At 56.2% G+C, this 14,133-nt stretch carries 11 protein-coding genes; 4 read left to right on the forward strand and 7 right to left on the reverse strand.

The features are described 5' to 3' along the window. The first annotated feature begins 140 nt into the window (after positions 1-140). From CEE69_RS17880 to CEE69_RS17900, 3 genes are all read left to right on the forward strand, one after another. Positions 141-557, forward strand: coding sequence for a hypothetical protein (locus tag CEE69_RS17880; RefSeq protein WP_099261994.1), 417 nt, complete (start codon positions 141-143; stop codon positions 555-557). Positions 558-1,234: 677 nt separating this feature from the next. After that, positions 1,235-1,708: a hypothetical protein gene (locus CEE69_RS17890; RefSeq protein ID WP_143549282.1), complete on the forward strand. Its 474-nt coding sequence runs from the start codon at positions 1,235-1,237 to the stop codon at positions 1,706-1,708. Positions 1,709-2,318: 610 nt separating this feature from the next. Next, on the forward strand, positions 2,319-2,735 hold the full coding sequence (locus CEE69_RS17900) for a hypothetical protein (RefSeq protein ID WP_099261998.1): 417 nt from the start codon (positions 2,319-2,321) through the stop codon (positions 2,733-2,735). Between the two features lie 717 nt (positions 2,736-3,452). Here the strand turns inward: CEE69_RS17900 and uvrA are convergent. Genes uvrA through rimO form a run of 4 tightly spaced genes read right to left on the reverse strand, consistent with a single transcriptional unit; the run spans position 3,453 to position 9,492 of the window. Then, complete coding sequence (uvrA, locus tag CEE69_RS17915) at positions 3,453-5,972, reverse strand: excinuclease ABC subunit UvrA (RefSeq protein ID WP_099262001.1); 2,520 nt, start codon at positions 5,970-5,972, stop codon at positions 3,453-3,455. Further along, on the reverse strand, positions 5,969-7,237 hold the full coding sequence (locus CEE69_RS17920) for a CPBP family intramembrane glutamic endopeptidase (RefSeq protein WP_449314205.1): 1,269 nt from the start codon (positions 7,235-7,237) through the stop codon (positions 5,969-5,971). Before CEE69_RS17920 ends, uvrA begins: the two co-directional genes overlap by 4 nt. 41 nt (positions 7,238-7,278) lie before the next feature. Next, entirely contained in the window at positions 7,279-8,013 is a 735-nt protein-coding gene (gene pgsA / locus CEE69_RS17925) for a CDP-diacylglycerol--glycerol-3-phosphate 3-phosphatidyltransferase (protein ID WP_099262003.1), read from the reverse strand. Positions 8,014-8,061: 48 nt separating this feature from the next. Further along, on the reverse strand, positions 8,062-9,492 hold the full coding sequence (gene rimO, locus CEE69_RS17930; protein ID WP_099262004.1) for a 30S ribosomal protein S12 methylthiotransferase RimO: 1,431 nt from the start codon (positions 9,490-9,492) through the stop codon (positions 8,062-8,064). 319 nt (positions 9,493-9,811) lie between these two features. On the opposite strand from rimO, the gene lysS reads away from it, so the two are divergent. Beyond that, positions 9,812-11,383 (forward strand): lysine--tRNA ligase, encoded by a 1,572-nt coding sequence (lysS, locus tag CEE69_RS17940; RefSeq protein WP_233215358.1) that lies wholly within the window; start codon positions 9,812-9,814, stop codon positions 11,381-11,383. A 38-nt stretch (positions 11,384-11,421) separates the two neighbouring features. Here lysS and CEE69_RS17945 read toward each other — a convergent pair whose 3' ends face one another. From CEE69_RS17945 to CEE69_RS17955, 3 genes are read right to left on the reverse strand one after another with little or no spacing between them, the layout of a single operon-like run. Next, entirely contained in the window at positions 11,422-11,640 is a 219-nt protein-coding gene (locus CEE69_RS17945; RefSeq protein ID WP_099262007.1) for a DUF5989 family protein, read from the reverse strand. 7 nt (positions 11,641-11,647) lie between these two features. Further along, positions 11,648-12,055 (reverse strand): SxtJ family membrane protein, encoded by a 408-nt coding sequence (locus tag CEE69_RS17950; protein WP_233215359.1) that lies wholly within the window; start codon positions 12,053-12,055, stop codon positions 11,648-11,650. Between the two features lie 10 nt (positions 12,056-12,065). Then, positions 12,066-13,895, reverse strand: a complete 1,830-nt coding sequence (locus CEE69_RS17955) for a carbamoyltransferase family protein (protein ID WP_099262009.1) — start codon at positions 13,893-13,895, stop codon at positions 12,066-12,068. Between the last annotated feature and the right edge of the window lie 238 nt (positions 13,896-14,133).

Below are 14,133 nucleotides of genomic sequence, written 5' to 3' on the forward strand. Positions count from 1 at the left end.
CCGCACGCTGCCCTGATCACGGGTCCGGGTCGCCAGTCATTTTTGACAAATGACTCCCACCTATCAAACCTAGGACTTACATGGATTCTTTCGCTGGCAGATGAAATCGATACTCAAAAGAAGTCTTTGAGAAACACGTCATGGCCGACGTCGCACCTGTTCCCAGTTTCAAGCGAGCCATCGGTTCGGGATACCTGATACAACAATCGCCGGGCGGCGAAATGATTGGCGGCGTCGAAGTAACGTTACGCCACGCAAAGACAACTGCGGGATCTCTTGTTGCTCTCGACACCGTATGGCAGTCCCAGAGTGTGAATGACGTTCCACCGACCTATCAGCAGGAAGCGGTTGCTGGCATTCGCAAATTTGCGAATAAACGGAACATAGATTTGACACGTTTTCACATAGAGATCGGTCGTTTTGTCGTGCATGACGTGGACTCGATGCCGGTCTTGTACTACCTTGCAGCGCAGAATGCTTTCGAGTCGGCATTAAACATGTGGAACCGAATGTCAAACGTGTCGCAAAACGCCTTTAAGCAGCGAACCATGACATGAACCGAAGCGGCGGAGTTGTCGTTTTCGAAGTGGAGAGTCCACCGCCGCCGCTCGGTTATGTCTACCGTTCCCCGACAAGCCTGGTTCACAATTCCGAACGGATTCATGATTGACAAAGATCCACACGCGTTCACGATTTTGGGACGCATCCTATTGCTGTTTGCAATACTACTGCCGGTTGCATCTGTCTCGCTCGAAATTTTGTGGAGAGCGGAAACTGGTGAGTCTGGGACGACCGCTCTCCCTGTTTTGATTCTTCGTGATTTCGCCGGTGGAGTCTTTGTCTTTGCTATTGTCGGATTTCTGCTTCGAAAATGCGGCATTCGACTTCGGAAAGATGACGTTCGGAGTTCGAAGGGGGCTTATGTCACACTCAAATCTCAACAACCGACGTCGCCATCAACCTCCGCAATGGAGCCTGCACTTGAGTACTGCTCCACGTGCAAGGAACAGGTCGAGGTTGATGATGACTACCGATGCGTGAAGTGTCGGTGGCCGATTTGACGATTACACGAGTTCCAACATTCAACTTTCCCTTGTTGTTCGGATAAACGCGGGGAACCAACGGATGCACGGCAGATCCGGTGGTTAGTAACTACGCCATCACAACTTCGTCCGCCGGATCGCCGTGATTCTGGACGTTCCCCGACTGGGATGTCGTTTACCGAGACGCCTCGATGCCAATGCGATTTGACAAAGTTCGCCGTTGGTCGATCGCGACGCTCATGGCGATCACATTGTTGGCTGCTTGCGTGTTCGCTTACGTTCACGCGACAAACCCAGAGCGAATACGCGAACGCAGCTTGCAAGCGTCGTTGAAGCTTCACGCCGATTTTGACGTTCCCATGAGCGACATATACGTCACACATTTCGCTACGGAACTACCAATTCGCGACGAGAACGGAGACATCACAACGGGATCGTGTGGGCCTCACTTTGATCTGACGCAACCACGATACGACAGGGCTACACTACGAGAGATGATCCCAACGATTCGGAAGGTGGTACCACGGATCGCTTGTTCCCACGTAGCGATCTACCTTAACTCGGGAATCTACAATGACGACCGATTCGTTGCCGAACTAGAAGCATCACTCCCCAATGTTGTTGTCTTTCACGAGTCACGCCACTTTTCGCGACGCAGTCCATAGGCTTAACATGCGGCGAACCATGCGATGAACCGAAGGTGCGGAGTCGTCGTTTTTGACAATGGAAAATCAATCGCCGCGACTCGGTTATCGCGGACGTTCGCCGACTGAACTTGCGTTGAATCCCTAGGACCCACCGACAAGTAAAGCAGATGGGCACCTGAACGAGACTGCCTGCTGTCCAGTCTGCGGCGCGAGTTGCGGTCGTTGGAAATTTCTATACCGATCGGTGCGGTGCAATGGTTGTGAGGTAAAGCTTGGTCGCAAAAGTCCCGACGTGGTTCACCTGGCGAATTTTCTCTTTTTGATCGCCGGCGTTTTTCCCCCTGGCTACGTTGCCCCGTCCGTCAATGATTCAAAATTGCTTTTCCCCTTCGTCCTGTTCTTGTCATTCGTCGCAACAACACTTGCGGGCATATGGAGCGGTCGTCCCTGGCCATACGAGGGCTTCCGATTTTTCCCACGAAGCAAGATCGAACGCTATCGTGTTCAACATCTTAGTGCGAACGGTTAACCAAGCCGTGCACCGAGTAACGGCTTGCGCGCTTTCTCGATTGGAATCTTAACCGTCCGTCCTCGGTGACGGGCGCCGTTACCCGACTGAAATCAACAAATGACCTTTCGGACATTCGACCTGCTTCTGCTCGCCGCTGCCTTTGCTGGCGTGTTTGGCGTGCAGTCACTTCCCGGGGTGCTGGCGACACTCTCGTCGGTGGCGATTTGCACGGTATGCTCGGCGTTTCGAGCCGCTCGATCGTCCGAGTCTTCGCCGCGTGTCGTCGCTGCGTTCGTGGCGGTTGCTTCTTTCTGGCTCATGGCCGTCGTGCGTGGCGTCGCTTACCCGCTTAGCTTCGCTGATGGTGCTGACCGATTGTCTTCGGCGACGCAGTTCATTGACGCACCGCTAGTCTTCCTGTTTGTTGCCGGGGGGACTATTCTCTCTGCGTTGTTTGGTTTGCTTGTCGGGCACTACTTCGCGATGTGGCGGGACCATGGTTGGAGACACATATTCGACGATCCGAGCGGATAACGATCCCGTGTACCGGAGTCGTGCTTGCGAGCGTCTTGGTAATCGTCGATGGAAGAAAGGGGGCGGAGGTGGAGTGACCAATGTGCTGCACCGGAACGGGGGCCCGCTGCTCTGGTGTCGATTTCTGAGTCCAGCAGCGGCAGGACGGTTTCTCATGATTTGTTCGGGTGAAACGTGCCGCCCAGCGAAGGTGAATGGATGGTGGACGGCACGATCCGGCCACGGCGGGAAGTATCCGATGCGTGAATGGCGAAACGTTGGCCGGCCGTTTCTCGTTGAAATCGTCTTGCCGCCGAACATCAGCGACGGCGATGAGCCAACGAGCAAGACAACGAACCATGCGTGACAATCGTAGCTTGGGCACTCCTGCCCGAGATTCATTGCAATATGGTTTGGACACTCGTGTCCGGGGTGAATTGGACGGGCAAGAGTGCCTTTTTATACCCCACATCTCGAAACACTAAAGATTAGTGTCCGATCAGAGTGGATTAGTGTTCCACCAGAGCGGTCAAGGGAACACTAATCGCCGCTAATCAAACACTAATGATTCCTCGGCAAGGGATGTTTAGCCTTAAACCGCTTGTATTCCCAACGCAAGCGGCTCCCAAAAGATGTGGGGTACAAAAAGGCAGGAGTGCCCATCCTACGTGGCGGCCAACCATGCCTTGCTTTCTCATCCGAAGATGATTTCGAACGTGAAATCATTCGCGAGATGGCTCACTGCAGCCGCAGGAATTTCCCGGTGGCGGATTCGGGGCAGGCGGCGATGGTTTCTGGCGGGCCTTCGGCGATTAGGTGGCCGCCTTGGGAGCCGCCGCCGGGGCCGAGGTCGAGCAGCCAGTCGCAGGCTGCCAGCAGATCGGATTGGTGTTCGATGACCAGCACTGTGTTGCCGGCTTCGACCAAGCGATCGAGCACGACGAGCAGACGCTGCACATCAGCAAAGTGCAAACCAGTCGTGGGTTCGTCGAGCACGTAAAACGTTTTGCCAGTTGCCGGTCGCGCGAGCTCCGTGGCCAATTTTATCCGTTGGGCTTCGCCACCGCTGAGCGTGGTGCTGGATTGCCCCAGCGTCACATAGCCCAGGCCAACGTCGACCAGCGACGTCAGCAGGTGATGGACTTTGGGAACGTTCTCAAAGAACTCTTGTGCCGCGTCGATGGTCATGCCCAGCACGTCGGCGATCGTGGCTCCCTTGAACCGGACTTGCAGCGTTTGGCGGTTGAAACGTTTGCCGCCGCAGCGTGAACACTCGATGAGCAAGTCGCTGAGGAAATTCATCTCGATGCGTTCAAAGCCGTTGCCTTTGCAGACGTCGCAGCGACCGGCCGGACTGTTGAAGCTGAATCGATTCGCGGCAAACCCGAGCGTCTTGGCTTCCCGCGTGCTCGCGTAGACTTGGCGGATGGGATCCATGACACCAGCGTAGGTGGCAGGACAACTTCGCGTCGTTCGGCCGATGGGTGTTTGGTCGATCGGGACCAGTTTGTCGATGTGCTGAGCACCGGTCAGTCGTTTGTGTGGGCCAGGTTGGTCGGCGACCAATTCCAGCTTCTCAGCGAGAGCCGGGTAGAGCGTGTCGACAATCAATGAGCTCTTTCCGCTGCCGGAAACGCCGCTGACCCCGACCAAGCATCCCAGCGGGATTTTTGCGGTGACGTTTTGCAAGTTGTTCAGCGTCGCACCGCTGAGCGTCAGCTGATGTGATTTGCGAGGCGTGCGTCTTGGCCGGTCCAGTCCAATTTTCGAGCGTCCGGACAGGTAGGCTCCCGTTGGGCTGGCTTCATCGTCGGCGACTTCTGCCGCGGTGCCTTGGCTGACCAACTGGCCGCCGTGCCGTCCTGCGCCGGGCCCAATGTCGATGACATGGTCCGCGGCTTGGATGGTGTCCTCGTCGTGTTCGACAATCACGATGGTGTTGCCGGCGGTCTGCAATTCTTTGATCGCGGCGAGTAACCGGTGGTGGTCAGCGGGATGCAGCCCAATCGAAGGTTCGTCCAAGACGTAACAGACGCCGACCAGGCCGCTGCCGATGCTGGTGGCCAAGCGGACTCGCTGCATTTCGCCGCCGCTGAGCGTTTCTGCTGAACGGTCCAGCGTCAGGTATTCGACACCAACACGGCGCAAGAAATCGATGCGTCGGACGACTTCGGATTGGATCGGAGCGGCGACTTTCTGTTGCAACGCATCGAGCGGTTCGGCAACGTTTTCCATCCACGACTGAGCGTCCGGCAACGGCATCCGGCACAGGGCGTCGATGGAGACATCGTGAATCGTGACGGCGAGCGATTCCGCTTTCAATCGCCCACCCTCACAAGTCGAACAGTTCACCATGTGCGATTTGTCGCCGCGGACGGCAACTGTGCCAAGGCCTTGGCAAGTCGGGCAGGCACCGTAGGGACTGTTGAAGCTGAATGTTCGTGGTTCCAGTTCCTCAAAACTTTCACCACACTCCAAGCAAGTCATCGAAGTGCTGAATAGTTTGGTTTCCGGTTTGCCGTCCCCGCGATCGATCAATGCCGAACACATGCCGCCCGCAAGCCGCAACGCCAACCGAGTTGACTCATCCAGACGAGCGTCCACACCGTCTTTGATGATCAGTCGGTCGACGATGGCTTCGATCGTGTGATTTTTTCGAACCGCCAGCGGCGGCACGTCTTCGAGCAGATACATCTCGCCATCGACGCGAGCACGGACCAAACCGTGGCCGGCGATTTGTTCCAGCACATCCGCGTGAGCCCCTTTGCGGCCGCGAACCATGGGGCTCATTAAAGTCAGCTTGGTGCGATCGGGCAACGCCGCCAATGTCGCGACGATGCGATCAGGCGTTTGCGTGCTGATGGTGCTGCCGCAGGCGACGCAGTGAGGAACACCGACTCGCGCGTACAGCAGTCGCAGGTAGTCGTAGATCTCGGTGATGGTGGCGACTGTGCTGCGAGCCGAATGCGAACCGCTCTTTTGATCGATCGATAACGTCGGTGCCAACCCATCGATCCAGTCCACATCGGGACGCGGGATGGCGTCGAGGTATTGCCGGGCGTAAGTCGACAAACTGTCGATGTATTGCCGCTGGCCTTCGGCGAACAGAGTGTCAAACGCGAGCGAGCTTTTGCCGCTGCCGGAGACTCCGGAGATGACCGTGATCGCGTCGCGAGGAATGTCGACGTCGAGGTTGCGAAGGTTGTGAACCCGGGCACCTCGAATGCGAATCAAGTTGTCCGTGGACGGCGAAATCATGCCCGCGTCATCTCGATCAAAGTCATCACCATGGTCAGTCCGTTGAGCACGAAGTGGACGATGATCGGCGGAATCAGCGAACCAGTTTGGCGATACAAATAGCCAAGCCCGAGTGACAAGAAGAACAATGGGATGGGCGCCAAACCTTGCCCCCAATGCATCAAAGCGAACACGAGGCTGGCGGCAAAGACGGGCCAGATCGCGGTGGGTGTCCAGTCGCTGGGCTCTGTTTTCAATACTGCGGGCGCGGCAGTCGCGACCGGACCGGTCACCATGTAGGCAGCTTCGGTGACGGTCTCGGGTTCCTTTCGAGCTTCAAACTCAGGTTCGCTTTCTGGTGCTTCAACGACTTCGGACGATTGGTCGAATGACTCTCGGACCATTGCGAGTCGCCAATCAGCCAACCGTTGCAATCCGCCCTGCAGCAAACCTCGGATCCAGAACTCTTCGACCACGGGAGTGACGAGTGCTGTCGTGACGAACAGCAAAGCAAAAACGGCATAGTTCGGGCCGGCATCGGATTCGGCGGGTTGAAGTGCATCCAAGACCGGATGCGAATACTCCTGCAACAGCGACACGAGCGTCATGATCAACATCGTCGGCGGCAAGATCATCAACGCAGAACGAAAACCAAGCCCGATGTCGCCACGTTGTGGGATCAGTCCGATTCGCGAAATGGCTCTGGGTTTTTGAATGCAAAGCAGAGCCAGCGTGATCAGCGTCGCCGAAAGCATGCCAAGGGAACTCAGGGTGAGCTGAGGCACCGACAATGCCGATGCTGGTGCTTCCTTGGATTCTGCGACAGCCTCCGCTTCAGGGTCTGAGAGTTCTTCGGCCTGATCGGAGGGCTCTTCTACCGGATCTGTCGCGACCAGAGGTTCAGTTTTCGGATCAAGCAACTCCGCCGTTTCGCTAGCCGCAGGTCGTTCGATCCAGCCGGCAAACTGAAACGCCCCTTGCAGCCATGACGAACTGAAGATCAGTGCGAGAGCGAAGATCACAAAATAGAGCACGGACCAAAACGGTAGTTGCCGCGCTCGTACGGGAACGAAGGCCTTTTCACCAAACGGACGCTGGCCGCGGTAGAGCAACCGAATCCAACGCGACAGCGACGTAGCGAAGGCCAAGAGGATCAGGATCGACAAGATCGACAGTGCGGTCTCGGCCGGTCCAAATTCGACCATTTCCACGGCGTCGGCCGCAGTCTCGCCCGTGGATGTTAATTCAGTCGAATCGGCGATCTCGGGGGCGACGCTCTGAGCCAAGAACGAACATGTTTTCCAAGACGCGGTTGCAAACCCGAAACTCATTGGGTCGGAAGCTCGTTCGAAACGGAACGAAGGTTGGCATCGTCACGGGAAGAGGCTGTGCTCTTGTTCGATCCTACGCCGCTCGCGTGGGTGAGGTTGTCGTTGTGCATGGCTTGCGAAGAATCTGGGTTGGCGGAAGCAACGGACGGTTCCGCGGGAACTTCCAACCCCGCGTCGGATTGCATCACCCGTGCCGCGATCAATGTGTAGTCGACGCCGGAGTAAACGGTCAGCCCAATGGCTCCCCAGAGCAAGACCCAAGCGGTCCATCCCAACCACATGGGAACGGGCGTGACAATGTAAGTTAGCAACACGGCAACCACGGCCGCACACTGCAGCACCATCTTCCACTTGCCCAGCCAACTGGCCGAGAAATCGCCGCCGGCACCTTCGATGATTCCTCGCAAACTCGTCACCAGCAATTCGCGAGCGACAACGATCGTGGCCATCCAAGATGCGACGGGGCTGTTCGGAACAGCGACCAAGGCGATGAACGAACCGCAAATGATGATCTTGTCGACGAACGGATCAAAAATCCGACCGAGCTTGGTGACTTGTCCGTATTTGCGAGCCCAGTAGCCGTCCATCCAGTCCGTCGAAGCGGCGATCAAAAACACGATCATGGCGGCCATGTGCATTCCCGACGGGATCAACACCATCACCGCGATCGCCAACACAAAACGTGCCGACGTCAGAGCATTGGGGACGTTGTAGATCGAAGGACCAGCCATAAGGCGACCAAAATCAAAGGGGACAAGCGTGCGAGTGAGTGGTCGGTGTTAAGTCGCTGCGGCCACCAAGTCATAGCCTTGGGAAGCAACGATTTCACAAGGGCGAATTTGACCGATTTCAACGGGCGAATCGGGGTCAACCTGCGAGACATATATGAGACCATCGACATCAGGAGCTTCACTCCGGGTGCGGCCGATGAAGACGCCTTCTTGTTCGGGCATCTCTGCATCAATCAGAACTTCCTCGGTTCCGCCAACACGGGCGTCATTCCAATCGAAAGCGATTTGTTGTTGCAGTTCCATCAAGTCGTCGCGACGTCGAGCTGCCACTTCGGGATCGACTCGATTGGGCAGTCTCGCGGCAGGTGTGTCTTCTTCGATGCTGTAAGTGAACACACCCAGGTTCTCGAAACGAGACTCCTGAACGAAGTCCATCAGCTCGACAAAGTCCTCTTCGGTCTCGCCGGGGAACCCCGTGATCATCGTGGTTCGCATCACCAGGGAATCAATTCGTGAACGAAGCTTTTGAACGATGTCGGTTTGTAGTGCACGTGTGGTCTTGCGAGCCATGCGTTTCAGCATCCTGTCGCTGGCGTGCTGAAGTGGCATGTCGATGTACGGCACGATTCGCTTGGCCGAAGCCAAGGTGTCAATCAACGCGTCGTCGATGTACATCGGATAGAAGTACATCAGCCGAATCCAATCGACCGATTCAATCTTTTCTAATTCTTGCAGCAACTGATTCAGACGAGGTTCGCCGTAGCGGTCCATGCCGTAGTAAGTTGTGTCTTGAGCCACGACCACGATTTCGCGAACGCCGCTGTCACCCAAGCGTTTCGCTTCGTCGACGATTTGTTCGATTGGTTTGCTGAAGTGCTTGCCGCGCATCTTTGGAATTGCGCAGAACGTGCACAGCCGATCGCAGCCTTCGCTGATCTTCAGATAGGCGAAGTGACGCGGCGTGACGGCCGAACGCATTGCGTCGCTGAGCGGATTGACCGCGGCGGGTTTGAAGATCGTGCGTTGTTCTTGCAGGCCTGAATACAGTTCGTCGACCACCGAGACGATGTCGTTGCGACCAAAGACGCCGACCAAAGCGTCGATGTCAGGACGAGCCTGCAGCAATTTGTCTTGCTGGCGTTCGGCCAAGCATCCCGTCACGACAACGTTGCGTAGTTTGCCGTCTCGTTTCAACGCCAGCATCTCGTCGATGGCGGCCATCGATTCGTCGCGAGCCGAGTCGATGAACCCACAAGTGTTGACCACAACGAAGTCCGCTCCATCGACCGAATCGACCATTCGGTAACCATCGGCATCGAGGCGACCGAGCATTTGTTCGGTGTCGACGAGGTTCTTTGGGCACCCCAGCGAAACGACCGCGTACCGTCCCCGCGGCTTGCCCGTTTCCGGATCGATCATCGGGTCCGTCCCCGGTGAAGCGACCGTCACGTTGTTTTGCGGGAGAATGGGAAGTTGCATCAAACGAAATCAGGAACGAGGGTGGAGAAGCAAAATGCCGCGAAACTCAATTGGCAGGATAATTCGTGCGATTTCACGGCAAGCCCTTCATTAGAACACAAACCGCCGTTTTCGCAATTTGCAAACGTGGCCAATCGCCAGCGGCGGATGTCGGCCCAAACGGACGGGCGATGTGTCTTTTCATCCAGAGCCCAAGCCGGAGCGACGCGCTCGCGAAAACTGCTGGAGTCGCGAAAAACGGCTCCCTTGCGTGAATTCGTCGGCAAATTCACAATCGTCGGTCCGATCGACTTTTCCCACCCTCGCAAGTGCCTTTGCCGTGACCGATACGCCTTCCAACAACGACGACAACGATTTGACCGATCCGCATGCGGCTCGTCGGCACAAACTGGAAGAAATCACGGCAAAAGGCATCGATCCGTGGGGCCAGCGTTTCGACGACCGGCTGCTCGTCAGCGAGTGCCGCGACCGAATCCCCGAGATCCAGTGGAAGCCAAAGGAGGGAGAAACGATCGCCCTGCCGGACGTCGAAAGCGAAGACGTCGACTACCGCCAGTGGAAAGCCGACAACGGCCCAGGAGAAGAAATCGGCCCGATCGTTCGCGTTGCCGGACGGATTCAATTGTCCCGTCCGACGGGCAAGTTGATCTTCATGAACATTCGCGACTGGACCGGCGACATTCAAATCTTTGTCGGCAAGAAGCAAGTCGGCGACGAAAACTTTGATCTGGCCAAGCTGTTTGACCTGGGCGATTTGATCGGTGTTCAAGGTCGACTGGGCCGCACCAACACGGGCGAGCTGACCGTGTTCGCGGAAGAACTGATCTTGCTGACGAAGATGTTGGAAGTCCCACCGGAAAAGCACGCCGGGATGACCAACCAAGACCTGCGACAACGGATGCGTTACGCCGACTTGGCGTTCAACGATGGCGTGATGCAGACGTTCCTCGATCGTACCAAGATCATCAAAAGCATTCGCTCGACACTGGACGATCAAGGGTTCTGCGAAGTCGAAGGCCCAACGCTGCACACCGTTCCCGGTGGTGCCGCCGCTCGTCCGTTCGAAACGCATCACAATGCATTGGACATGCAATTGACCATGCGAATCGCGTTGGAGCTGCACCTCAAGCGATTGATGGTCGGCGGGATGGAACGCGTTTACGAACTGGGACGCGTCTATCGCAATGAAGGCTTGTCGCCACGGCACAACCCTGAGTTCACGATGCTGGAAACCTATCAGGCGTACGGCAACTACGAATCCATGATGGATCTGACGGAGAAGATCATCTGTGACGCGATCGAAAAGATCGGCGGTGGATTCAAACGTGAATACAACGGCACCATGTTGGACTTCACGCCGCCGTTCCAGCGTGCGACGTATGCGGAATTGTTCGAGAAGGCCACCGGCATCGATCCAGCTGACGAGGATGCGGTTAAGGATTACGCTAAGAGTCTGAAGCTGACCATCGAAGGCAAGCACCCCGACGTGATCCGCAACGAGATCTTCGAAGAGAAGGTCGAGGATTCATTGCAAGGCCCGATCTTCGTGACGGATTATCCGGCCAGCATCTGCCCGCTGACCAAACGCAAGAAGGACAATCCCGAAATCGCCGAGCGATTTGAGATGTTCATCTGCGGGATGGAATTGGCCAACGCCTACACCGAGCTGAACGATCCCGATCTGCAAGAAGAGTTGTTCAAGACTCAGCTTGAAGGTCAGGACGACGAAGATTCGATGGCCAAGATGGACCACGATTTCGTTCGCGCTTTGCGTTACGGCATGCCGCCCGCTGGTGGACTGGGGATCGGCATCGACCGCCTGGTGATGGTTTTGACGAACCAAAAATCCATTCGCGATGTGATTCTATTCCCCGTCCTTCGCCCCGAGTGAGCCGCTGATGGGCTGCGAGGCGACCGCCTCACGCTGGATTAAAACAGCGTGTAGATAAACGGTGCCGCGCCGCTGCTGGCCATGATGCTGAGCAATCCCACCAGCAACAGTGATCCAATCAGAGGGATCATCCACCACTTCTTGTTCTCGCGTAGAAACAACACGAATTCGCGCAGCAGGCCAATGTCCTGCTGTTCCGATTCGCGTTCGAAATCGCTGGGAGGCGTGGGCTCGGAGGGCGTTTTTGGATCGGACATAGGGAAGCTAAAACTGCTTGAAGTACTGGTCGGGTGTGGGCGTTGATTCGCGGTCGTTCCAGTTGCTGGAGCGGCCTTCTTGTTTCAGATTCAGTGGGTCGTGCCCGGTCGCTCTCAAGATCAAAGCGATGGGCGTCAGAACGACAATGTAGATCGTTCCGAACAGCAAATGGCCAACGCAAAAGGCAATGGGATACGTCGCGTATTGCCACCCTCGAATGATCGGTTGCTGAGATTTTGGCCAAGCATAGTAAACGGCGGTTGTTGCGAGTCCCGCGATCAGCAGAACGAGATTGAGCCAGTTTCCAAAGTCGCTGATCAAGAACGAAGCGATGACCAGGAGCAGGCCCAGTGACAGCCCGAACCAACGACGCATGGACTGCGATGGGGCGGCATTGAGATCGATTAGCGGCATGGTGTTGGTATCAATCGGGAGCCAGGTTGGACAGGTACGTTTGACTGGAGGCGACCGCACTCTCAGGTTGTTCCTCGCGGAGCATCAAATGATTGCCCACCACCAATACATCCATTTGGGTCGCCATGAAGCAGCGGTAGGCGTCTGCCGCCGTTCGCACGATGGGTTCCCCTCGCACGTTGAAGCTGGTGTTGATCAGTGCCGGGCAAGCGGTTTGCTCATGGAATGCTTTGAGCAATGAATGGAATCGAGGTTGGCGACTTTCGCTGACGGTTTGGACTCGCGCGGAATAGTCCAGGTGCGTGATCGCCGGCAAATCGCTTCTGACTTGTCGTACGCGTTCAATTCCCTCGACGGGAGTGACTGGCTCCTTTCTGCGAGACGGCAGGACATCAAACGTGAACAGCATATAGGGACTCGATGCGCCGTCCTTCATCTCGAAACAGTCAGTCGCGCATTCGTCCAGAACCGAAGGGGCGAATGGCCGGAACGACTCGCGGTATTTGATTTTCAAGTTCATCGTTGATTGCATTTCGGTGTTGCGAGGGTCGCCCAAGATGCTGCGGTTCCCCAACGATCGCGGGCCGAACTCCATCCGTCCTTGCACCCACCCCACCACCTTTCCGTCTGCCAAGAGAGATGCGACGCGTTGGTCGAGTTCAGCCGAATCGTCGAATGTGTGAAGGACCGCACCTGAACGGACCAGCTCATCGAGTTCGCTTGATTCATCGATGGGCGGGCCAAGCAGAGATCCATGTTGTGAATCTTGGGAATTCGCTGATCGCGAGTTACCCAATAGTTGGTGCCAGATCAGCCATGCGACGCCCAGAGCCCCGCCGGCGTCACCGGCAGCCGGTTGGATCCAAACATTCTTGAAAGGTCCTTCCCGCAGCAATCGTCCATTCGAAACGCAGTTCAGAGCGACACCACCCGCTAGGCAAAGCGAATCACTTCCGGTCTGGCGGTGGACATGGGAGGCGAGTTTCAGGATCACTTCTTCCGTGACGACTTGGATGCTTGCCGCGATATCCATGTCGACTTGTCTGACAAGAGATTCCGGGTTCCGGCGGGAGACACCGAGAAGGCGTTCCAGCTTGTCGCCTGTCATGCGAAGAGTATGGGCAAACGTGAAGTAGTCCATGTTCAGTTCATAGCTTCCGTCCTCGTTCAAACGAATGAGTTCTTTGCGAATGGTGTCCGCAAATATCGGTTCGCCATAAGGGGCGAGCCCCATCAATTTGTATTCGCCTGAGTTGACTCGGAAGCCACAGAAGTACGTGAATGCCGAATAGAGCAGACCGAGTGAATGCGGGAATCGAATGTCTTGTTTCAGTTCGAGTTTCTCTCGGTTTCCGATTCCCCAGCTGGTCGTGGTCCATTCGCCGACACCATCCACGGTCAGGATTGCTGCCTCATCAAACGGGCTGGGGTAGAAGGCGCTCGCCGCGTGCGATTCGTGGTGCTCGCAGAAAACGATCCGCCGTTTGGTTTTGCCGCCGAGATGCTTGCGGATTTCGCGAGGAATGTGCAGTTTCAGCTGGAGCCACGGTGGCATCGCTCGGGAGAACGAAACGTAACCGCGAGGAGCGAACGCCAAGTAGGTTTCCAGCAGTCGCTCAAACTTCAGCAGTGGCTTTTCGTAGAACCCCACATAGTCGATGTCTGAGACGTTGGCACCAATCGATTGCAGGCAGCCTTCCAGTGCTTCGCATGGGAATGCCGAATCATGCTTCTTTCGCGTGAACCGCTCCTCGCTTGCAGCAGCGACCACCACGCCGTCTTTGATCAGCGCAACGGCGGAATCGTGATAGTAGGCAGAGACGCCAAGGATAAGTGTCATGGCAGCAGTTTAGTCAAATCGAGGGTCCGAGATACCGTTCCTGCGCACTGCACGAGCCAGGCCTTTTGCAATAAGCGAACTAAACGCAATCAAGCCACCGAGCACAGCCAATCGGCACACGCTTTTCGGTCGTTGCTTCTGAATTGGTTGATCGCGCCGTCTAAACGAATTGACTTGATTGTGTAGGAGGAAGAACGAAGACGCAGCGTGCTTTCACGTTGGGTAGAGGATGTCACTT

It is taken from the genome of Rhodopirellula bahusiensis (assembly GCF_002727185.1).
Classification (GTDB): domain Bacteria; phylum Planctomycetota; class Planctomycetia; order Pirellulales; family Pirellulaceae; genus Rhodopirellula; species Rhodopirellula bahusiensis.